This is a genomic window from Chengkuizengella sp. SCS-71B (assembly GCF_040100845.1).
Taxonomy (GTDB): Bacteria; Bacillota; Bacilli; order Paenibacillales; family KCTC-33759; genus Chengkuizengella.
On sequence record NZ_JAZHSH010000001.1, the window covers coordinates 3231501 to 3255190 of the forward strand.

19 protein-coding genes and 1 other annotated feature are annotated in these 23690 nt (G+C 32.7%); of the genes, 3 read left to right on the forward strand and 16 right to left on the reverse strand.

What is annotated here, in order from left to right:
- Window positions 1–13: 13 nt before the first annotated feature.
- The 13 genes from prpB to VQL36_RS15795 all read right to left on the reverse strand — a co-directional run bounded on the left by prpB (window position 14) and on the right by VQL36_RS15795 (window position 18330).
- Window positions 14–928, reverse strand: coding sequence for a methylisocitrate lyase (gene prpB, locus VQL36_RS15735; protein ID WP_349250233.1), 915 nt, complete (start codon window positions 926–928; stop codon window positions 14–16).
- 154 nt (window positions 929–1082) lie between these two features.
- Window positions 1083–2213: an RNA-guided endonuclease TnpB family protein gene (locus tag VQL36_RS15740; protein WP_349247502.1), complete on the reverse strand. Its 1131-nt coding sequence runs from the start codon at window positions 2211–2213 to the stop codon at window positions 1083–1085.
- Window positions 2191–2811, reverse strand: coding sequence for an IS607 family transposase (locus tag VQL36_RS15745; RefSeq protein WP_349248843.1), 621 nt, complete (start codon window positions 2809–2811; stop codon window positions 2191–2193). The genes VQL36_RS15740 and VQL36_RS15745 overlap by 23 nt, the downstream gene beginning before the upstream one ends.
- Before the next feature lie 253 nt (window positions 2812–3064).
- On the reverse strand, window positions 3065–4516 hold the full coding sequence (locus VQL36_RS15750) for a S41 family peptidase (protein WP_349250234.1): 1452 nt from the start codon (window positions 4514–4516) through the stop codon (window positions 3065–3067).
- Window positions 4517–4547: 31 nt separating this feature from the next.
- Window positions 4548–5738: a copper amine oxidase N-terminal domain-containing protein gene (locus tag VQL36_RS15755; RefSeq protein WP_349250235.1), complete on the reverse strand. Its 1191-nt coding sequence runs from the start codon at window positions 5736–5738 to the stop codon at window positions 4548–4550.
- A 202-nt stretch (window positions 5739–5940) separates the two neighbouring features.
- The gene (murC, locus tag VQL36_RS15760; protein WP_349250236.1) at window positions 5941–7332 is read right to left on the reverse strand and encodes a UDP-N-acetylmuramate--L-alanine ligase; all 1392 of its coding nucleotides are present in this window, start codon (window positions 7330–7332) and stop codon (window positions 5941–5943) included.
- 7 nt (window positions 7333–7339) lie between these two features.
- Window positions 7340–8683 carry a folylpolyglutamate synthase/dihydrofolate synthase family protein gene (locus VQL36_RS15765; RefSeq protein WP_349250237.1) on the reverse strand — a complete coding sequence of 448 codons (1344 nt, stop codon included), beginning with the start codon at window positions 8681–8683 and terminating at the stop codon, window positions 7340–7342.
- 30 nt (window positions 8684–8713) lie between these two features.
- Window positions 8714–11374 (reverse strand): valine--tRNA ligase, encoded by a 2661-nt coding sequence (locus tag VQL36_RS15770; RefSeq protein WP_349250238.1) that lies wholly within the window; start codon window positions 11372–11374, stop codon window positions 8714–8716.
- A 56-nt stretch (window positions 11375–11430) separates the two neighbouring features.
- Window positions 11431–11669, reverse strand: a binding site (T-box leader).
- A gap of 246 nt (window positions 11670–11915) precedes the next feature.
- Window positions 11916–13571, reverse strand: a complete 1656-nt coding sequence (locus VQL36_RS15775) for a LysM peptidoglycan-binding domain-containing protein (protein ID WP_349250239.1) — start codon at window positions 13569–13571, stop codon at window positions 11916–11918.
- 170 nt (window positions 13572–13741) lie between these two features.
- Complete coding sequence (locus tag VQL36_RS15780) at window positions 13742–15124, reverse strand: HAMP domain-containing sensor histidine kinase (RefSeq protein ID WP_349250240.1); 1383 nt, start codon at window positions 15122–15124, stop codon at window positions 13742–13744.
- Window positions 15124–15822 (reverse strand): response regulator transcription factor, encoded by a 699-nt coding sequence (locus VQL36_RS15785; protein WP_349250241.1) that lies wholly within the window; start codon window positions 15820–15822, stop codon window positions 15124–15126. Before VQL36_RS15785 ends, VQL36_RS15780 begins: the two co-directional genes overlap by 1 nt.
- Window positions 15823–15858: 36 nt before the next feature.
- Window positions 15859–17082 (reverse strand): VCBS repeat-containing protein, encoded by a 1224-nt coding sequence (locus VQL36_RS15790; protein WP_349250242.1) that lies wholly within the window; start codon window positions 17080–17082, stop codon window positions 15859–15861.
- A gap of 21 nt (window positions 17083–17103) precedes the next feature.
- Entirely contained in the window at window positions 17104–18330 is a 1227-nt protein-coding gene (locus VQL36_RS15795) for a hypothetical protein (RefSeq protein WP_349250243.1), read from the reverse strand.
- Window positions 18331–18807: 477 nt separating this feature from the next.
- On the opposite strand from VQL36_RS15795, the gene VQL36_RS15800 reads away from it, so the two are divergent.
- The 3 genes from VQL36_RS15800 (at window position 18808) to VQL36_RS15810 (ending at window position 21976) form a co-directional block, all read left to right on the forward strand.
- Window positions 18808–19779 carry a S8 family peptidase gene (locus tag VQL36_RS15800; protein ID WP_349250244.1) on the forward strand — a complete coding sequence of 324 codons (972 nt, stop codon included), beginning with the start codon at window positions 18808–18810 and terminating at the stop codon, window positions 19777–19779.
- Window positions 19780–20228: 449 nt separating this feature from the next.
- Window positions 20229–20786 (forward strand): SgrR family transcriptional regulator, encoded by a 558-nt coding sequence (locus VQL36_RS15805; protein WP_349250245.1) that lies wholly within the window; start codon window positions 20229–20231, stop codon window positions 20784–20786.
- Window positions 20729–21976 (forward strand): ABC transporter substrate-binding protein, encoded by a 1248-nt coding sequence (locus VQL36_RS15810; RefSeq protein ID WP_349250246.1) that lies wholly within the window; start codon window positions 20729–20731, stop codon window positions 21974–21976. Before VQL36_RS15805 ends, VQL36_RS15810 begins: the two co-directional genes overlap by 58 nt.
- A gap of 90 nt (window positions 21977–22066) precedes the next feature.
- Here VQL36_RS15810 and VQL36_RS15815 read toward each other — a convergent pair whose 3' ends face one another.
- From VQL36_RS15815 to VQL36_RS15825, 3 genes are all read right to left on the reverse strand, one after another.
- Window positions 22067–22219 (reverse strand): class III lanthipeptide, encoded by a 153-nt coding sequence (locus VQL36_RS15815; RefSeq protein ID WP_349250247.1) that lies wholly within the window; start codon window positions 22217–22219, stop codon window positions 22067–22069.
- A gap of 434 nt (window positions 22220–22653) precedes the next feature.
- On the reverse strand, window positions 22654–23433 hold the full coding sequence (locus VQL36_RS15820) for an N-acetylmuramoyl-L-alanine amidase (protein ID WP_349250248.1): 780 nt from the start codon (window positions 23431–23433) through the stop codon (window positions 22654–22656).
- 11 nt (window positions 23434–23444) lie between these two features.
- On the reverse strand, window positions 23445–23639 hold the full coding sequence (locus tag VQL36_RS15825; RefSeq protein WP_349250249.1) for a BhlA/UviB family holin-like peptide: 195 nt from the start codon (window positions 23637–23639) through the stop codon (window positions 23445–23447).
- Between the last annotated feature and the right edge of the window lie 51 nt (window positions 23640–23690).

Genomic DNA, 23690 nt, shown 5'->3' on the forward strand with positions numbered 1-23690 from the left:
TAGATCTATTTACTTAATTCTCTCCGATATTAGGTAGTTGAGTTTTTGCAATGTTTTGATCTAATTGCTCATATTCATAGTATCCGATAGTTTCATACAATTCTTTCCTCGTTTGCATCTTCTCAAGAGATTGTACTTGTGTTCCAGTATTAAATATTTCTGTAAATACATTTTCATAAGCTTTTGCTGCTACTCTTAAAGATGTTACAGGATAAATGACCATATTATAGCCCATTTCTCTAAATTGATCCGCTGAGTAGTAAGGCGTTTTTCCAAACTCTGTCATATTCGCTAGTAATGGAGCTTCTATCAATCCAGCCATTTTTCTAAATTCACTTTCTGAACTTAATGCTTCTGGAAAAATAGCATCAGCCCCTGCTTGAACATAAGCATTTGCTCTTTTAACTGCACTGTCAAAACCTTCTACTGATTTTGCATCCGTCCTAGCCACAACAAGGAGACTCGGTGCTGCTGTTTTTATCATTTTTATTTTCTGTATCATATCTTCAGTACTTATTAGTTTTTTTCCGTTTAAATGACCACATTTCTTAGGTAAAATCTGATCTTCAATTTGTACTGCTGCCACTCTAGCCTCAACCATTTCCTTTGCAGTACGAGCTACGTTAATGACCTCTCCAAAACCAGTATCGATATCTACTAGTACAGGTAAATTTGTTGTTCGAACTAGCTCACGTGCCCGATCTGCAACCTCAGTAGATGTAACAATACCTATATCAGGTAAACCACGACTTGCAGTATAAGCTGCACCAGATAAATAAAGTGCTTTAAATCCTATTTTTTTTGCAATTAGTGCTGCCATAGCATCATGTGTACCTGGTAATTTTAATATTTCATTATCCGCAATCAAACCCTTCAACTGTATAGCTAGATCCGTTTGACTCACTTCTTCTTCAATTAACCAACTCATATGTATCCGTTGCCAAAACCTTATAAAACTCTATAAAGTCATGTTTATTTCCCTGTTCATCGTGTCCGATTTTGCCATGGCTACTCTCGTTTGATATAACACATCCAAGGGCGTAAATTCCCATACAACGAATGGTACACATCAACGATATCTTTTAAAGTGATATTACGCTGATTTGTTGATAGTTTGATAGATTCAGACTTGCATTATAGTCTCGATCTATCACCAAACCACATGAATTACATTGGTATGTACGATCTGATAGTTTAAGGTCTTTTTTTACTTCTCCACAACAACTACATGTCTTAGAAGATGGATACCATTTATCAGCGAGTATTAATTCAATTCCATAAAACTTACATTTGTACTCCATTTGTTTTTTAAACTCATGTAAACATTGTTTTGCAATCGCTTTGGATAAATGTTTGTTTTTCATCATGCCTTTAATATTCAAATCTTCCATAACAACTTTAGATGGCTTGGTTTTCACGATCTCATTCGTTGTTTGATGCAAATAATTGTTTCTTATATTTGCTAATTTACGGTGTACTAACTTTATTTTCTTTTCGAGTTTTATAATGTTGCATGTTTTGACGAAACGGTTTCCCTCCTTATTCATTTCATATTTTTTTGATAGGGTGCGTTGCAACCTACGCAACTTCTTTTCCATCTTTTTGATTCTTTTTGTTTTGTTTATATTTTTAAACGTCATTCCATTACTACATACAGCTAAATCTTTAATACCTACATCAACACCGATAACTTCATCTGTTAATTCAATTTTCGATTGTTCTTCTTCCACTCCAACGGATAAATACCAGTACTTTCCGTCAAAACTTACTCTAGGGTTCATGTATTTCACTTCCATCGGAATTTGTTCAGTTGTGTTAACCCATCCTACCTTTTCGATCAACACTTTCATTGGCTTTACTTTCAACTTTTCCGTGTCATTGTAAAACGATGGTTTACTTTTACGTCTGCTCTTAAACTTTGGTTTGTCAGCCAGACCTTTAAAGAAACGTTTATAAGCATTACAAGCATCTTTAACAGCTTGTTTAGCCACGTTATTTGACACTTCATTTAGCCATTGCAACTCAGTTTTCTTTAATTGGGTTAGTTCTTTCCTCAACGTACCATCTAAGATAAACTTCCCACCGTTGTTGTAGTTTTCTTCTTGTCTTGCCAATGTCCAGTTGTAGATGAATCTTGCTGTACCAACGGATTGCCAAAGCTTCTGCTCTTGCTCTTCATTCGGCTTGATTCTAATTTTCTTGGCTAGGATCATCTTCAACTAACTCCTTAATCATTTTCTTAGCTTTGTTGGCTCTTTTACCTTGAAGTCTGCAACTAAACACAATTTGAATTAAATCCTCAACTAATTCTTGTTCTTCGGTTTTTTCCGTGTGATCTATAATTTCAATTGTTGTTCCATATTTGTCACATAGATTTTCTATTAATTCAAAACCAAATCGAATTAAACGATCTTTATAAAGGATGACTACTTTCTCTACTTCTGAATTCGTAATCTTATCTATGAGTTGATTTAATCCCTTTTTATTGTAGTTAATCCCACTGCCAATATCAGAAATGATTTCAAATTGATAACCTTTTGCTAACATATAGGTTCTTACGTTTTCTATCTGTCTTTCAAGATCATCTTTTTGCTTATGGGAGGACACTCTACAATAACCTATGACTTTTTTGTTTAATTGCTTTTCTCCTTTAATACCTAAGAAGTGATTAAGTTGTTCTTGAGAATAATATCGATAACCACTAACTGACACGTGATCAGGCTTAAATTTTCCTTGTTTATCCCAATTTCGCAATGTATCCTTTGTTTTTCCAATTAACTTTGCAAATTGGCCTATTGAGTAGTATTTCAAATCTATCAACTCCTTATCCTAATTATACCAACTATAGTATAAAAAAGATAAAGAGTTTTATAGACTTTCATAATTGTTATTTAACTGTTATTACCCCTCCTCTATAATCTATCCTTATATAAATATGAATAATTCATTAAATACTCTTTCCTTCCATACTAACTGGATTTATCTATGAGATCAAGAAGTACACATATAAAAAACCTTTCCAGTTTAAATATATATAGATATCAACTGGAAAGGTTTTTTGTAATTAATTTGTTATAGTCAGTTCACCACTCTCTAATTGCCAATCAATTTGAGTGAAGTACTCTTTAAAATGATTAATATTTACATATGTGGTGCCTTCTTGAAAAACAACATTTTTGTCTGCTGTTGGGAGCAATAGTTCTTGTTCATCAGTTTTAATTTCAATTGCTTTCTCTGTTGGATTCCAATTAATTTCTCCATTTACTAAAGCTGTTAAAATGCGTGATGGAACAAATATTTCATTTTCTTTTTGTATATAATCAAAATAATCATAAAATGCAATGTCGTTAACAAAGATAGAATAATCATTTTTAACTAATTCTATCTTCTCTATTCCAGCCATCTGTAAAGCGGAAATGATCTGTGGAATCTCTTCCTTCACTTCAATATCAGGTATCACACCAACACCTTCAATAGTGTTTTTACTAGGATCAAAATACTCATGAGATGTTATAGATATTACCCCTCCATTAGAAAGTGGTATTACATTTTGAATATGTCCCTTACCATAGGATTGCTGTCCTATAACAGTAGCTAAATCATGTTCTTGCAAAGCTGCAGATAAAGCCTCTGATGCACTAGCTGTATTCTCATTCACCAATATAATGATCTCATAATCAATCGTTTCCCCATCTAAAATAACAATTGGATCCATATCATTCACATTATCTCTAGTAAACATTAATATCTTTTTATTCATGAATTGCTTAGCTATATTTTCTAGTATATATATTAATCCACCCGGATTATCTCTTAAATCTAAAATCAACGTTTCTAAACCATCTTCTTTTAATTCAATAAGCTGCTCATTAAATGGAATGTCCACTTCCTCAGCAAACTCAAAAAGACGAATATATCCAACTCCTTCTGAAATGACTTCACTTATGATTAGAGGATGTGTCACAATTCCCCTCGTCAATTCCACATTCACTTTTCTACTATCTCTTATAATGGTCAACTCTATAGAGCTACCTTCCTTACCTTCAAATAATTTATGTATCTCATCTTTTGTTAACCCTTTAATTGGGGTACCGTCAATGGCTACGATTGAATCCCCTATTTCAAGGTCATTCCTAGAAGCTGGAGAATCAGGATAAATTCTATCAATAATCAAAGATTTGTCTTTAACTACTGTTTCCACTCCAATTCCAATATACTCGTAATCAAATAAACCTTCTTCTTCTAACTCACTAGGTGAAATATATCGTGAATAAGGATCATTTAAATTGTTAATCATTCCTTCAATCGCCTGGTCTATTAATTCTTCTTGGGTCGGTGAATCTAAATGTAAATATTCAATATAATCTATTGCTTCATTTACTGCGTCTACAGAATATAATTCATAATCAAGTTCACTATCTTCAGCTAGAACCTTATTTGTTGGGAATATAATTGAACATGATACTATAAATGCAAGTCCAAGTTTAATCATTGCTAGTTTATTTTTAGTAATCAAAATGAGCACTCCTTGTGATATTTATTGAGATTTAATATATTGATTCTATCTGTAATATTTTCCATTGTCCGTTCTTTGATTTCTTAAATTTAATAAAACTCTCATACATTTCAACTTCTACTTCTCCAATATTTTTATTCGTTAAAATAGTATTAAATTTTATAAAGAGTGTAACTTCATCCTCATAGATATGTACAACTGATGATTCTTCTATTTGAACAAAAGTATAATCATAATTATTAAAAAGAAACCCGTCATAATATTCTTCAAACCATTCAAGACCCAACAAATCTATGTATTCTACATGTAAAGTAGATTTTAATTTATCTAAATTTTCTTCTTTGATTGAATCTAAATATTTTTGAAAAGTTGCTAATATTTCTTTCTCATCTTTTACTGGAAAATCAACATTTGAATTTTTTAGTTCTTCTAAATTGTAATAATCAAATGATACAACTTCAATATCATTAATAAACCATCTATCATTTTTAGATTTTACTAATGAATATATTTGTTCATACATTTCATCTAAATAAAAAGATCCATCAATTCGTTCATATATTTCCACAACATAAACATATACTTCATTATCTTCAATACTTAATATCTCTAAGTCTCTCATTTCAAGATGGTCATTATAATTTTCAAAATCCCATTCAAATTCTGACTCAATACCCCAATCTTCTAAAAACTGCTCTTCAAATAAACTTACAATTTGCAAATTTTCTTCATTGTAAAATTCCTCATATTGATTGAAAAATTCTTTAATCAACTCTTCATCATTCACCTTAGGTTCAGGGCTAGTAATAGATATCGTTTTCGTTACACTATCCCATTGTACATTTGCTCCTGTAGATTCCCCTACAAAACGTAAAGGAACAAAGGTATGATTATTTACTAATTGTGGCATTACTAGCATTTCATTAACTTCGCCATTTACTTTTGCTAGATTGCTATTCAATGTCAATTCTACCTTTAAAGTTTCATTTTCACCTGTTACTGTTTTCGTTTCTTGATCCCACTTTACATCTAATCCTAATTCGCTAAACAGTACTCTAAATGGTACAAGTGTTGTACCACTTTCAATAAATGGCTCTTCTTCAAATTGTAATTGTTTTTCGTCAATCCATACTTCTATCTCTGTTTCTTCTGCAGCAAACGCATTGAAAGAAAATATAAAAGACAAAATAAATATTCCTGAAAATATGATTCCCCTTCTCAATTCTAATTCCCCCTGATATTCTGTTATATATGTATAGTTGAAGAACAATAACAATACATTATCATATATATTTTTAAAAGAACATACTTAATGTTAATAATGTATGACTTTTCTTTGTTTCAGAAAATTATAATAAAAAAACGCTCTAAATGATCACTTCAAAAAGATCAGTAGAACGTCTTTATTATTCTTAAATAAAAATTTAAGCATCTACATCAAATTTCTCTTTTAACAATTCAACTATTTCTTCTGCTGCCTTCCAAATATCTCCCGCTCCCATTGTTATGACAAGATCATCCCTTACAACCGATTGACTCAGATAGGTCGTCACTTCCTCCTTCGTAGCTATATGTTTTACGTTTGTATTGCTATTTTGACGAATGAGTTCAACCAATTTCTCTGAATTAATGCCTTCGATTTGCTCTTCTCCAGCAGGTGAATAAATATCTGTAATAATGACTTCATCCGCTTCATGAAATGCCCTGCTAAACTGTTCAAAAAGAAAATAGGTTCGAGTGTACCTCTGTGGTTGAAATACTGCAATAATTCGTTTTCCAGTAGCTTTGGCAGCAGAAATCGTCGCTTGAATTTCCGTTGGGTGATGTGCGTAATCATCAATTACCAATATATCATTTACTTCACCAAGAACTTGAAAACGACGTTTAGCCCCTCGAAACTGCTTTATTTCTTTTGCAATTTGTTCTGGTGTTAAACCCGCAATAGTACAAACAATAAAAGTAGCTAGAGCATTATATACATTGTGTTTTCCAGGGACAGGAAGTTCGACTTGTATTAATGTTTCACCTCTATGCTCAACATCAAATTTGATTTTTCGATCCCCTAACCGAACGTTTGCTGCTTTATAATCTGCATCCGTTTTAATACCATAGGTGATAATATCTCCTTGCAAGTCTTTTCTCATCTCTTGCAAATATGGATCATCCAAACAAACAATCGATTTTCCTCCGTCTTTTACTTGACTCAAAAATCGAGCATATGCTTGTTTCAATTTCATAAAATCCCCATCGTAATTTTCCAAGTGATCTGCTTCTATGTTTGTGACAATAGCGATTGATGGGTGATATTGTAAAAATGATCCATCACTTTCATCTGCTTCTGCAACAACATATTCACCAGTACCAGCTTTCGCATTTCTGTCTACATTTACAATTTCTCCACCAATAATATAAGTGGGATCTAGGTTGTTTTTTTCCATAACAAGAGCAACCATAGAGGATGTTGTCGTTTTACCATGCGCACCTGCGATGGCAATTCCTTGTTTCTCATTCATTAATTTTGCCAGCATTTGCGCTCTGTGTAAAACAGGAATTTTCAACTTTTCAGCTTCAACCATTTCTACATTATCTTTAGACAAAGCAGTTGAATAAACAACCATGTCTGCTCCTTGGACATTATTAGGTTCATGTCCTATAAAGACCCTTGCCCCTTTTGCAATTAATTTATTTGTTAAATCCTTGCTAGTGACATCCGATCCTGTTACTCGATATCCCATTTCAAGCATGACCCGTGCGATTGCACTCATGCCGTAACCGCCAATCCCAATAAAATGGACATGTTCAGAAGAGTTATTCAATGTATTTTCACCAACCTTTTTCAGAGTCAGAGTATTGTAATAATTTAGAACGAACATCAGAAATTAAATATAAGGTTCCTGTAACAACTGCTAGATCATCTTTATTCGTCTTCTCAGTTAAATTTTTAAGTGCTAACTTCCAGTCAGGTTCAACTATAATCTCAAGGTCAACATTTTTATTTTTTGATAATTCTTTTGCAATTTCAAATAATTTTTGAGCATCACATTTATTTCTAAAATCAGGTTCGGTTATCACCAATGTATTAACTACTGGTAGTATATGTTCTAAGTACCCACGATGATTCTTTGAATCAAGCATTCCTAGCATAAAATGGACTTTTGTACCTATGTATAAATCCTTGATTGTTTTTGCTAAATATTCAGCACCTTCTTCGTTATGTGCACCATCTAATAAAATACGCGGATTAGAACCGACAAATTCAAGTCTCCCAGGCCATTTCATCTTTTTAAATCCTAACCTAAGATCATCTTCTTCAACAATAAGTGCTTGATATTGTCTCAACACTTCTATTACCATCAAGGCAACGGATGCATTCTTAAATTGATGTTCTCCTATATTAGTAATCTTTAAAGAATCAATAGAACGAAAGGGACTCTGAAAATGAAAGCTTTGTTCTTCTTTATTCATACTTATGATGTCGTATTGAAACTGCTGGTTTAAAAGGTACAATGTACTTTTATTTTCTACGGCAGTTTGTCTTATTACTTCAATCGCTTCTTTTTGTTCTACAGCACTAATTACTGGAATCCCTGGCTTAATAATGCCTGCTTTCTGCTTTGAGATTTGTGAAATCGAATCACCAAGTATATCCATATGATCATGACCGATATTTGTAATCACAGATGCAATAGGGGTAACTATATTGGTTGAATCGTACAATCCACCCAATCCCGTTTCTAAAATAACATAATCAGGATAACTAACCTTTGAAAAATACAGTATTGCCAGGGTTGTAGTGATTTCAAACATTGTGGGTGAACCTAGTTCACTTTTTGCCATTTCATCTACAATAGGCTTTATTTCATTTGATAATGATAATACATCTTCTTCAGGAATATCTTGACCATTCATTTGTATGCGATCCGTAAACCTTTGAATATAAGGGGATGTAAACATCCCCACATCATATCCAGCTTCTTGCAGTACTTGATTAAGAAATGAGCAGGTAGACCCTTTACCATTTGTACCTGCTACATGTATAAATTTTAACCTTCGATGAGGATTGCCTAACCTTTCCATGAATACTTTCATTCTCTCCAACCCTGGTTTGATGCCAAATGGAATACTGCTGTTAATCCAATCCCTTGCTTCAATATAACTATTAAACATCATGACCATCCTTTCAGGTAAAGCGACAAACTATCCTTGTAATTCTTTAATCCGCTCTAATACTTTTTCTCGCTTTTCAGAATAGTCGGCTTGTTTTGCTCTTTCTTCTTCAATAACTTTAGCAGGTGCTTTTGCAATAAAACCTTGATTTGAAAGTTTCTTATCCACTCGTTCCACTTCTTTGTTTAACGTTTCTATTTCTTTTTCTAATCGTTTTATTTCCTGTTCAATATTAATCAATCCTGCAAGTGGTAAATATAACTCTGCACCTGTTACAACAGCTGACATTGCTTTTTCAGGTGTTTCCATTTCAATGTTTAATTCTAACTTGGATGGATTACAAAATCTTGAAATATAGGTTTTGTTTTTTTCTAAAATAGATAATACTTGTTCATCTTTTGGTTTAATGCATAATTCAATTTCTTTGCTCATCGGTACGTTAACATCAGCTCGAATGTTTCTAACAGCACGTATGATGTCCATCATTAAGTTCATTTGTTGTACAGATTCAGGATTTATTTTATCTTTATCAAATTTAGGCCACTCTGCTAATACAATTGAATCACCTTGATGAGGTAGATGCTGCCAAATTTCCTCACTAATAAACGGCATAAAAGGATGAATTAAACGCATCGTTTGATCTAATACGTAACTTAAAACGGATTGGGTTTGTTTCTTTGCAGACTCGTCCTCCCCATATAAATTTAATTTTGCAATCTCAATGTACCAATCACATAAATCATCCCATATGAAATTATATAAAAGACGTCCAGTTTCACCAAAATCATAACTATTCATAAGGCGTGTAACACCTTGAATCGTTTCATTTAAACGATGTAAAATCCACTGATCTGCTGTATCTAAATTTCCTGTTAGATCTATATCTTCATAAGTAAAACCTTCTAGATTCATTAATGCAAATCGTGATGCATTCCAAATTTTATTAGCAAAATTACGAGCTTGTTCTACTTTTTCCAAATGGAAACGGAGATCTTGACCTGGTGTGCTGCCTGTTGAAATCATAAATCTCATTGCATCAGCACCATACTTCTCTATTATTTCTAGTGGGTCTACTCCATTCCCTAAAGATTTGGACATTTTTCGTCCTTCTGAATCTCTAACTAATCCATGAATTAATACATCATTAAATGGATTTTGATCAGTGAATTCCAATCCACTAAAAATCATCCTTGCTACCCAAAAGTAGATGATGTCATATCCAGTTACAAGAACGTCAGTAGGGTAATAACGTTTTAAGTCTTCAGTTTCCATAGGCCATCCTAACGTAGAAAATGGCCATAATGCAGAACTAAACCAAGTATCTAAAACATCTTCATCTTGTTTAAGGTTGCTACTAGTACATTTAGAGCAGGATGTAGCATCTTCTCGTGATACAGTGATTTCACCACAGTCCTCACAATACCAAGCTGGAATACGATGTCCCCACCATAATTGTCTTGAGATGCACCAATCACGAACATTTTCGATCCAACCTAAATAAATTTTTTCAAATCGATCAGGTACAAACTTTACTCCCTGATTAGACTTCTGTTCTTTAATTGCTTCTGCTGCTAATGGTTCCATTTTTACAAACCATTGTGTAGATAAGTAAGGCTCTACCACAGCTCCGCTTCGTTCACTGTGTCCTACCTGATGAACATGATCTTCAATATGAACAAGCACTCCCTGTGCTTCAAGATCTTTTACAATTTGTTTACGGCATTCAAAACGATCCAAACCTTGATATTTTCCAGCATTTTCATTCATTTTCCCTGATTCATCCATCACCAAAACTTGTGGTAATTCATGACGTTGACCGATCTCAAAATCATTGGGATCATGAGCAGGTGTAATTTTTACTGCACCACTACCAAACTCTTTATCAACATACTGGTCGGCTATGACAGGAATTTCTCTATCTATAATCGGTAATCGTATTTTTTTACCAATCATATCTGCATACCTTTCATCACTAGGATAAACGGCAACAGCGGTATCCCCTAACATCGTTTCAGGGCGTGTTGTAGCAACTGTAATCGTTCCACTTCCATCAGCAAGTGGATATTGTAAGTGATATAATTTCCCTTGTACTTCCTTGTATTCAACTTCTATATCTGAAAGTGCTGTTGCTGCAGTTGGATCCCAGTTAATAATATATTTTCCTCGATAAATATAACCTTTTTCATATAGTTTCACAAACACTTCGCGTACAGCTTCAGAAAGACCTTCATCTAAAGTAAATCTTTCTCGAGAATAATCTAATGACAAACCTATCTTACTCCATTGATCACGAATAGTACCTGCATATTTCTCTTTCCATTCCCAGGTTTTTTCTATAAATTTCTCACGACCTAACACATGGCCTGAAGTACCTTCTTCTCGGAGTTTTTGCTCTACCTTAGCTTGGGTTGCAATACCTGCATGGTCAGTACCTGGAAGCCATAAAGTATCATAACCCTGCATTCTTTTCATTCGAATTAATATATCTTGTAAAGTAAAGGTCAAAGCATGACCGATATGCAACATTCCCGTTACATTAGGGGGTGGAATCACGATAGTATAGGTTTCTGCATCTTTTCGTTTTCCCGCTTCAAAATATTTATTTTTCAACCAATAATCATACCATTTCTGTTCTGCGTCTTTCGGATTATAAGTTGTAGGCATTTCAATACCTGATTTTAATTCTGCCATGCTATTTCCCTCCTATATTTTATAAACCAAATGTAAATATAAAAAAACCCTCATCCTCAAAGGACGAAAGGTTTTGCTTCCGTGGTACCACCTTAATTTCGATTCATCATAAAATGAACGACACTCAAACAGATAACGGCTGTAGCCGGCATGATTGTTCATCAAAAAAACTTTGAGAAACAATTTATTTGCAACTCCAGGGCGACTTCAGCAGTTACATCCTACGAAACCTCACAGCCAAGGGTTCCGTTCTCTGAAGGTTTAGCTACTTACTACTCCCTTTCTTCGTTTTTAATTTTATAACTCATATCATACCTGTGTTCTTTCACGCAGTCAATATTTTCTACATTTTTTGTTATATTATCATCATAACCAACTATACTGCATTCATAAACATAAAATACACCCTAAAAAATAAGCTGTTGTTAATGAATTTAAACAACTTCAAGCTTGATCAAAAAGATACCCACAAAAAATCGCCCTTTATGATCTCTTAAAGATCATCAATAGGGCGATTTTTTTCACTCATGTTCTTAATTTTTTATTTCTGAGGAATATAAATAACCTGACCTGCGAATACATCTTCTTGGTCACTAAACCGGTTGTATAACAGTATTTCTCTTGGATTTAATTCATATTTATTTGCTATCGATTCTAAGGTTTCTTCCTTCTGCACAATACACATTCTTACCTTTTTAAATTTATGTGATTCTTCTTCATCTGTTAAAAACAATTTCTTCCATTCTAATCCTTCGTTTCTAACCTCTGTTGCTTCTGTATTTTCATTATTTTCAAAATCAGCTAAATCATCCGTATTTCTATTCTCATTCGCATCTTCGTCATGATCTTTTTTATGTAATAAAGATTTTAATTTATTAGAAAATTTATTTTCTGTTGACTCTTCGTTTGATGATTTCTTACTTAAAAATGCAATTTTGAACTTAGAGGATTTACTTTCTTTTTGCTCATTCTCATTTTCTTCAAGGGCTTCTACATTTGAATTATCATCTAACTCTGTTTCCTCAACATCTGATATATTCTCTACATTTTCTTTTTTTGATTTTTTAGCTTCAGATTTGACTTGTTTCTTATCAATTTCTTCTTTAGTTTCCTCTTTTACTTCCTTCTTGATTTCTTTTTTCATTTCAATTTTCATTTCAACTTTTTTATGGGCAGCAGGTTTTTCCTTTTTTTCTTCTTTTACTTCTTCAATGATTTCTTTCTTTTCTATTTTTGGTTTAACTGCTAGTTGTTCTACTTCTGCAACTGGCTCTTTTCTACTTTTATCAGATTTCCCTAGTTTTTCTAGAATTGGTTTAATTGGATTGGGTAACTTACTTTTTTCTTTACCAGCCACATCACTTTTCTCTTCTTTCACAGGTAATTCTTTTGTTTCTTTCACTACTTCTTCTTTTGTTTCTTTTATTGCTTCTTCTTTTGTTTCTTTTATTGCTTCTTCTTTTGTTTCTTTCACTACTTCTTTTTTCGGTTCTTTTACTGTTTCTTTTTTTAATTGAATTTTCATTTCAACTTTTTTTTCGATGACTGGCTCCTTTTCAGCTTTTTCCTCTACTTCTTCTTTTACTTCCTCCATTTTTTCAACTGGAGCTTCTTCTTCCACTTCTTTTTCTAAAGCCTCAACAACCGGTTCTTTACGAGTACTGTCAAACCTAGGAATATCTCCTCTTGCCTCCATAGGATTGAAATTTTGTGCCGTCGTTTCTTCAAGAAATGGTGCTTCTGTTTCTCCGTTCCATTCTGGTTTGTTTTCATTTGCATGATGGACAAAAATTGTCTCTTCAATATTATTCCATTGATCATCTTGATCCGATTGTACCTCTATTCCAACTAGAGAAAGAACACCTGATACATTTAAATTCCTCGTGGAAAGTAAATCTATATCAAAATTTTCAATTTCAACTCCAATTTCCTCTAAGCTGTGAATTCGATTTAATGGTAGTGTTATGTCAACTGGAATAAAGTGCTCTAGTATTCTTTTATTATGTTTATTTTGGATACCTACATATTGTCCAGAAAGTATTAATTTGCCTACTAAATTTGCTTGATCTCCTCTTGTTTCTAAATGTATATCCGGGATTAATTCAATATCATCTAAATCTTGAATTCCCTCAATATCTTCAGGTAAATGCACTCTCTCAAAAATATCAAACCGTAGTCCTTTTGGCTGATCATTCACATAAAATCCTCCTCTCAATAAAATGAACCTTTCTTATTCCTCGTTAAAGGAATAAATCATCTCTCTATAAATTTATATGGATAAAGAAGGATAACCATGACTACTTTTTATTCTTTCAATCACATCAGTCTGTTGTTACTATTTGTAAAGGACATAGAGTTAAAATATCACTATTTAGGAAGTGAAACCGTGACAGTAGTGCCTTCGTTTTTACTGCTTTCAATGTTAAGGTGGCCTTGATGAAGTGAAATAATTTTCTGACAAATTGCCAGACCAAGACCTGTACCACTTTGATTAGCATCTACTTGATAGAACATTTTTGTAACAGAATTGAGTTGAGTTTTATCTATTCCAACACCTTCATCACTAATATGAAACTTTACATTTTTTTCGTTTTCTTCAATTTTTAAAGTGATTGTTGTTTCTATAGGAGAATATTTTATCGCATTATCCAATAAGTTGATTAATACTTGTTTAAGACGATTTTTATCTCCTACGATATGCAGTTCTTGATCAACATGAAATACAGTGTTCATATTCTTTTCCTTTAATTTAGTTTTCATCTGGAAAATGACTTCGTTCATTAGTTTAGTAAGGTTAAGAGGCTTCTTATTTAATGTAAGAGAATTCGTTTGATATCTTGAAAAATCTAATAACTCTTCTACCAAACCAATCAATCTCTCTGTTTCGTCCTGGATAGTATGCAGACCTTCAATTGTTTCTTGTTTATCTGATAAATTTCCGGATACAATCGTTTCACTCCAACCTTTAATACTAGTTAATGGAGTTCTAATTTCATGTGAAATGGATGAAATAAATTCATTTTTCATTTTTTCATTTTTTGTAAGTTCATCTGCCATCACATTAAATGTTTTTGCCAGATCGCCTATCTCATCAATATAAGTTTCTTTAATTTTACTCTGTAAATTGCCTTTTGCTATTTTCTCTGATGCTAGTGTTAATTCATGAATTGGCTTTGAAATAGATTTAGCTAAAGTAATACTTATAAGGAATATAATAAATAAAATAATGAAACCAATACCGATTGATATTGCATAAATGTTAAACACCGTCTGATTCACATTTTCAAGTGAAGTTATAAACCTCAATGCTGCAAATGGTTGATCACCTTCAAATAATGGAGTAGAAACTGCGATAACACTCTCATTAGTTAAAAAGTGATCTCCTTTCCAAGAGGTTTCTATTCCATTTAAAGCTTGTATCACATCATCTGTTTTTATCACTTCATCAAGTCCAATTCCACTTGAAGTTAATAGAACTCTGCCTTGCCCATCTATAACTTGAAGCTCTGCTCTTTCATATGAAAATTGATCTTTAATTAATTGTAGATTACCATCTAGATTATATGAATTTAAACTCATGTAGCGGTTCGCGTAGGAAGACGAAACCTGTGCATGATTTTTTAATATTTTTTCTATTCCATCATAGTAATAAAAGTGAATAAACGTAAGAAAAATACCTTCTAATATTGCAATTGTTAAAAATACGACAAGCGTGTAGTGAGTTACAATTCTTTTTTTTATGCCTGACATTATTCATCACCTGTCCATTGATAACCATAACCCCATATTGTTTTAACGAATATTGGTTTGGAGGGATCATCTTCGATTTTTTTTCTAAGTCTTCTGATGTTTACATCTACTATTTTAGCGTCTCCCACATAATCCAATCCCCAAATTTTATCTAACAAATCGTTTCTACTAATAGGCTCTTTATTTTCCATTAATATTTTCAATAGCTGAAATTCAGTTTGAGTGAGATCAACAAAATCCCCGTTTTTTTTAATTTTGTTGGTTTTTGGAAGCATCTCAATCAGTGGTGGATTCACATTCTGCACCTCGGTATTCATTTCACGGAAGGATACATTTAATCTTCTTAGCAAGGACTGTATTCTTGCAATTAGCGCTTTAGGACTAAAGGGTTTATTAATGTAATCATCCGCTCCTGACAATAACCCAGTGATATGATCTGCCTCCTGTACTTTTGCAGTAAGCATGATAATACCGATGTGCTCATTAAACTCACGAATTTTATCACACACTTCAAAACCATTTATTCCAGGCAGCATCACATCTAATAAAACAACATCTATATCCTTTTCTCTATTTACAATTTCAAGTGCTACTTCACCGTTGTCAGTTTCTAAGACATGAAAGCCATGTCTTTTTAAATTAATATGAATAAATCTGCGAATGCTTTTTTCATCTTCAACGATTAATATTTTACTCAAATAACCACCTGCCATTAAACAGTTATATCTTTACCATCATAGTAAATGAAAGTTCCTTTGTAATTGCTCATCATCTATAGTAGTACAATACACGTAAGTATCTGTTCGCATTAATTCAATTTTTCCTTTAAGTTTCTCTTCTTCTGATACTGGAATCACATACACATCAAATAAAAGACTCTGATCCACAGTATTTATAAATTTAATTTCCTTAAAGTCAAGATTACTTACAATGGTTACATTTTGATTTGACCAAGGAAAATCAAAACGATAACCATATTCATAATTGTCATAACGTTCTTGTACAAATTTTAACCCCGTTTCTCCATCCCATTGATAAAAACTATGAATATACGGAGTATAAGCATGTCCATCATCTTCAAATCCAGCAGGAATCCGAGGTATGCCAATTTCTATAATTTCATCATTATTTATATCTTCACTATCTAACATTGTAGCCTTATAATTGGGTAGGTCTTCATCATCAAATACACTTTCTAGTTTTAATCCGTCAAATAAAAGGATATTCGTATATGCAGAGTGAGCTCCATATAAGTTATCAACAACGATGCCTCTATGATCTCTAGCCACATAACCGCTTTTAGGAATAGCTCCAAGTATTTTTGGATTAAGCGATAGAGCATCAATAAACTTCATTTCGTGGTTGATAAAATTATACACTGAAGCCTCATATGAAATATGATTCTCTTCAAGAAGAAAAATAGTTACATCAATTATCCCATCCCCATTCAAATCATCGATTACTTTATTAGTATAGGAAGTATTAAAAAGCCTACTGATTTTATTTACATCATATTGATAAATAGCAAGTCCTTTATTTAAGTAGAAATTATCTTCTACAAAGAACCCTGCTATAATATCTAGAAGACCATCATTTGTTACATCAACAAAATCTAATTCATAAAGTGCATTGCCCTCCCCTTCAAAGGTTTGAACGATATCCCATTCTCCATTTGTTTCTTTCAATACCAATCCTTGTACATAATTTTCCTGATCACCTGTATAAAATGTAATGGCTTCAAGTAAACCATCTCCATCCAGATCAATCAATGAATAGGAACTTTGGTATTCTCCAGTTACTGCTTCTAAAATTGCGGCATCACTTGGAATAAAGAATTTTATAGCTTCATTGATTAAAGAAACAGGCTGAGGAGGGGTCATCAATGATTCATTTTTTTTTAAAACTTCACAACCAGATATTAAAAAAGACAAAATCATTATGATGTATAATTTTTTCACGATGCACCTCACCTCTAATCTTTACAGCAACTTAAATGCCCTTTGCAATCTTTTATCATTTACTGTAGTACAATACACATAACTATTAGTACGGGCTAATTCAATTTTCCCTTCAAGTTTATCTCCTTCTGCTATAGGGATCACATAAATATCAAATAAAAGACTATGATCCTTTATACTGATAAATTTTATTTCTTTAAAATCAAGATCACTTTCAATCGTTACGTATTCTGGAAGCCAAGGCAGTTCATAGCGGTAATCATAAGTATAATTATCATATCGTTCACTAACAAACTGTAATCTCTTGTCCCCATCCCAGCGATAATAACTATTTATATAAGGAATATACCTTTCCTCCTCATCTTCATATCCAACAGGAATTCGAGGTATTCCAATCTCTAAAATTCCATCATAATTAATGTCTTCACTTTTTAACCTATACACCTTATCATTAGGTTCTTCTTCCTCGTTAAAAACACTTTTTAAATTTGTTCCATCAAATAACAAAATATTTGTATATGCTGTATGCATTCCGTTCGCCACATCAAGAACGATGCCTTTTTCTCGCTCCCAATTTACATAACCGCTAAGAATGTTATAATACCCAAGAATGATCGGATTAAGTGGTAAGGCATCAATTAACTTCATTTCTTGATTTACATAGTTGTATACAGAAGCGTTATTTGAGTTATGGTTTTCATCAAGAAGAATAGTGGTAATATCTTTCACTTCATCTTCATTCAAATCATCCATCACTTTATATGTATACGAAGTATTAAAGATCCTACTAATTTCATTTCCATCATATTGATAAATCACTAAACCTCTTACTTCATATGCATCCGAAAATGAGTATCCAGCTACGATTTCTAAAAACCCATCATTTGTTACATCTACAAAATCCAATTCATAAAGTGCATTGCCATCTCCCTCAAAATTATGAAGAACGTTCCACTCTCCATTTGTTTCTTTTAAAACCAGACCTTGAACACTAACCTCGTGTGTACCAGTGTAAAATGCTATAACCTCTAATAATCCATCTCCATTCAGATCAATTAAAGAATAAGAATCTACATAATTTCCTGTTTCAGCTATTATTATGGATGCATCACTAGGTAGAAAGGACTGAATAGCTGCATTAATCTTAGAAACAGGTTTTGGGGGTTTCATTAACGATTCATTATTTTCAAAAGCAATACAGCCAGATAATATAAATGTCATAAAAAATATAATATATACCTTTGTCACGATACTCCTCCATAAACTTCCTTCAATTTTTACGTGTTACTGGCATACTCAAGGGAATTCTAAACAATAACTAAATTGATAACTAGTATATCTTTCTGCATAAATATTATATAATTTATTAGTTATCAATAAGTGACAAATGGTAACAAAAGAATGTCACAATCTTTTTCTTTCAAATAGGATTGTTCAACTATTATAATGTATGTTATAATTAAAAAACCAATTTTTAACATTCAGCCTCAATTTAATTTTCATCACATTAAAGTAAATCCATTCTAATTAACTCACCTTACACTTATGATATTTTTCAAATCATTCTTTTTTTCAGATCAACACATGCTCATTTTTTATGAAATGCATTAAATTTGTACACAACTCTAGGTTATGACCGTGCCTTCATTTTACTTTCATTCATATGATGAACAAGTAGTATCTTTTTACTCATAGTTTTAAAAAATGAATTGGGAGGTTAAAAAAATGGACAAAGATTTTAAACTTATCCCTTATAAAGTGGATAATAAAAATGTGGATGTAAATGAAATCCCTCAGGGAGTTAGGATGATTCAAGCACCAGAAGTTTGGGATCAAAGTGAAAGAGGAAAAGGAATTGTAATTGCTATTATTGATACAGGTTGTGATCGAGATCATCCTGACTTAAAAGACAGAGTCATTGGGGGAAGAAATTTTACAGATGATGATAATGGAAACCCTAACAAATTTAGTGATTATATTGGACATGGAACACATGTAGCAGGAACAATTGCAGCAAGTATAAATGGCAGTGGAGTTGTCGGTGTTGCACCTGAGGCAAGTCTTTTAATTTTAAAGGCTTTAGGAGGGAAATACGGCTCTGGAAGTTACGATTGGATTATTAATGCAATCAATTACGCTGTAGATAAAAACGCAGATATTATCTCTATGTCTTTAGGAGGTCCTCACGATATCCCTGAGTTACATCAAGCAGTAATCAATGCAGTTGAAAAAAATATATTAGTTGTTTGTGCAGCAGGGAATGAAGGAGACGGACGATCTCATACAAATGAGTATTCGTATCCTGGCAGCTACAATGAAGTTATTTCAGTAGGTGCCATTGATTTTGAAAAAAGATCTGCTAATTTTACAAATTCTAATAATGAAATTGATTTAGTCGCTCCTGGTGTGAAAGTCATCTCAACTTATCCAAGAAATAAATTCACAGAATTAAGCGGGACTTCAATGGCTACTCCCCATGTCTCAGGAGCTTTAGCTCTTTTAAAAAACATCAGTGAAAGAGAATTTAACAGACCATTAACTGAAGCTGAATTGTATGCACAATTAATAAAAAGAACCTTATCTGTAGGGTATCCAAAAACGATAGAAGGAAATGGACTCGTTTCCTTAGCATTACCAGATAGAATATCAGGAATTTTAAGTCCTTTATGTATGATTAATATATCCAATATATCATGAATGAGAGAGTTGGACTAAAATAAATGTTTATATTACCACCACCCTTAGGGTGGTTTTTTATGTTCTTAAACAAAAAAACAATAGTCCTTCTCAGTAGAAGATTAAATCTGTACTTCCTTCTAATACTGCACCTATTAAATTATTGAATCAGTTGATTATATTCTATCCCCTATTAAATGAATAATTATAATATATCATTACTAGTCATTCTTTCTACTGAAAATACTTTAAACACAAAATTCTTTACAGTCCCTTAATTCCCCCTCCTTTATCTGCTATTCATATTTTCTCTTTTTCAAGTTTCACCTCCTCTAATTAACTGGTTCTATTTTATAAATAATAATATTAGTTAAAAAGGATTAAAATTTCATGATTTTCGACCCCTTCTACCAAATCTATTAATCATGTTATATTCTCTATATTCATTTTTAAAGGAGTAGCAAAATTAAATGAAATTAATTGAACATTATCTTATCTTACATACAGCCTTTAAAAATCAAAAAAGTAGTGTTGAAATTGAAACGACACTCAATGAAATTATCGATATCCTCGGCTGCAGTAGGTCAAATGCAAAAACGGTACTAAATCGATTAGATAAGAAAGGATGGTTAAAGTGGAAACCAGGAAATGGACGAGGTTATAGATCCCTTATCAACTTTAAACTTTCTTTAATTGATAGCATTAAGATGTATGCAAATGAACAACTGGCACAGGATCATTTCAAAGAAGGAATGGAGTTCCTACAATCGTTATCCATTCCTTCAAAGATTCATAATATTTTGGGGCAATACCTTGAAGAATGGTTTGGTTTTAAATCGGAGGAAAAAAAAAAGCTAAGCACATCTTACGCATTCCTATTCATAGAGATCTCATTTCGTTGGATCCAGCACAAATCTCTACAGCATACGAATACCATTTTGTTGGTCATATTTTTGATACACTTCTTCGCATGGATCCCAATACAAAACAGTTTCATCCTCATCTCGTTCTTGATTGGGATTCTTTAAACGATGAGTCGTGGACTTTTTATCTGCGTAAAGGAGTTCGCTTTCATCACGGTAGAATGTTCACATCAGAAGACGTAATTTGTACTTTTCAGCGTCTCTTTCATTCTATTGAAAGCGTATTCTACTGGCTTAGTCGACACTTGGAAAAAATAGAATCATTAGGAGATCATACCGTGATTATTCATTTTAATCGACCTATTCCTTTTTTTCCTAATATCCTATGTTCAAACAAAGCTTCGATCGTTCCACACGATGTGGATTTGAAACAACAAGTCGTGGGAACTGGACCTTTTTCCGTACAGTCATTCACTAAAGAAAAATTAATCATGGAAGCTTTTGATCATTATTTTAATAAAAGGGCTTGGCTAGATCGAGTAGAAATTTATCGTTTTCCTGAGGAATTGCAAAGTAGATTTCTTTACGAGATGACCACCGAAAATGTAGGTTCAATAGAGGGACAAGACAAAACAATTACGCAAGATATGAACATTACACAATTCATTATTTTTCATACAAAAATATTAGGTCCACAACAACATCCAGCATTTCGAAAAGCTATTCGACTTGCTTTAGATCGAGATACTATGATTGATGAGTTAAATCTAGAGGAAGTTCAACTTGCGGACAGTTTTTTACTTGCTCATAGCAAAAATAGAAATTTTCCATCCAATACACTTTCAGAAGCTCAAGAAGCACTTAAAGAAAGTAACTATGCTGGCGAAACAATAACGATGTTCATTCATCCAGATCAATGGAGGGAGAATGCACTTTGGATTCAGTCCCGATGTAATCAAATTGGTATATCTATAGAACTCCGACCTCTTAACTATAATCAAACCATACAACATTTAGATCAAGCTCATTTAATCATGATAGATGTTGTATTTAAGGATGAATCAGAAATTAATTTAATTGAACCATTAGGAAATAACAGTATATATCACAAAATGTTTACTTTACAAGAGAATCAGCAAATGGATACTTTTATGGATCGATTTATTAGTGGGAAAACAATCAGTGAACGTCTTCATATCTGGAATGAAATGGTAGAGTGGTTTCGTAAAGAAAATCTTATTCTTTTTCAGTTCCATTTTAAAAAACAGTATGCCTTCTCAAGTTCCCTCCAAGGGAATAATTTTGGATTAATAGGAATGGCTGATTTTTACAATATTTGGGTTAAGGATAAGTAATAACTTTATCAGTTCGTTAATCCCTCAACTATAAAAAACGATCATAGCGATCGTTTTTCGTATCGAACCATTAAGTTGATAAAGATATATTTACCTTTCTTTTTTAAATTGCTTTATATTAGTAGTATCACCTCTATATCTATTATGTATTATCGCAACTGGCGTTAGAGTTTCCCATATAGGACCGGGACCCTCATTGTTTTTCTTTTCTTCCAATTGTTGAAGAGCTAGTACTTGATTCAATATAATCATCTCCATCCAATTTAGTTTTTTTAGTTGTTGTGTTATAGGAGAAACACAGACCTCTTTGGTAATGATTTAATTATGTTAATATAATTACTAACTAATCTAAATCATATTATACCAGACTACTATTCCTAAATAGTATAGTACAATAGGATGAATTTTCCAAATTATTTGGATGTTTCTTCATAATTTTACTCAAAAACTAATTATGTAGTATATTTCCAGAACTTTATAAGTATATCATTCAATAGAACTATTTTTTTAAAATATACTTTTTGAATATTCCAAAGTTAAGTTAATCATTGAAAAAAGAGACTATATTGAAGAAGAGCTGTTCTTATTCACAAGGGTAAGAATCGCTCTTCTTCTTATTGAAAATCTATTTATTCCTCTTTTCTTATTTTTGTATCATATGCTTGAAACTCCATTACTTATTCCTCCTTTCTCATGATCCGCGAGAGAACGACTGCTAATTCTTCCCGAGTAACAGGATTTGAAGGTCTAAATAAACCATCTTTATATCCATTCATCAACCCTTTTTTAGCCATTTGTTCAATGGCTGAATGACTCCACCTAAAGGTATCTACATCTTGAAATAAAGTAGAACTTTCAATTTCTCTATTCTCATTGTCATGCTTCTCTTTTTTTTGCAAAGAGTAGGTGTCTACAATTCCTTGCACAATAGCTTCTGCACATAGTCGCCGATAATATGTTGATTTCAATAATTCACAACTCTCTTTGCAAGTCATAAATTCACACTCTACCAATATCGCAGTCATGTTACTCTCTCTTAACACATGGAAGTCAGCACTTTTGACCCCCCTATTCTTCCGCTTCGTTACTTGCACAAGTCGCTTTTGTACAGCATTTGCGAGTCTAGTAGCCGATTTAGGTTGAGATGTATGTACAAACGTCTCAATCCCAGATACATTATTCCAGTCACTACCATACGCATTGGCATGAATGGATAGAAACAGATCAGCTTGCCACTTGTTTGCTTTCCTTGTACGTTCTTGAAGAGGTACATCAAAATGTTTCTCGTGAGTAAAAATGATCTCTACCCCTTCATATGTTTTTAGCTGATTTTTCACAAGATAAGCTACGACTTCGTTAAATTGAAATTCTCTTAAACTTTCATCTGGAGAACGTTTCCCCTTTGTTTCTGGTCCATGACCTGCATCAATTGCAATTTTAAATAATTTATTTGGCATAAGTGTATCAACTAACCCTTCAGCTTATTTTCGAGTTTATCGATTTTATCTATAATTAAATCGTACTTTTCTGAGAACTTACTGAGTAGAGCATGAAGTTGATTCTCCCGCTCTTTCCCCTCTTTTTTTGTTGTATATAAAAGCCAAACAAATAGGCCTGCAAACGGCCCTTGTGTCATAAAAAATGTAATTAATTCATTTTCCATGTTCATCTCCTCACCTCATTATAAATTTACTCAGTCAGTAATTTGGTACAT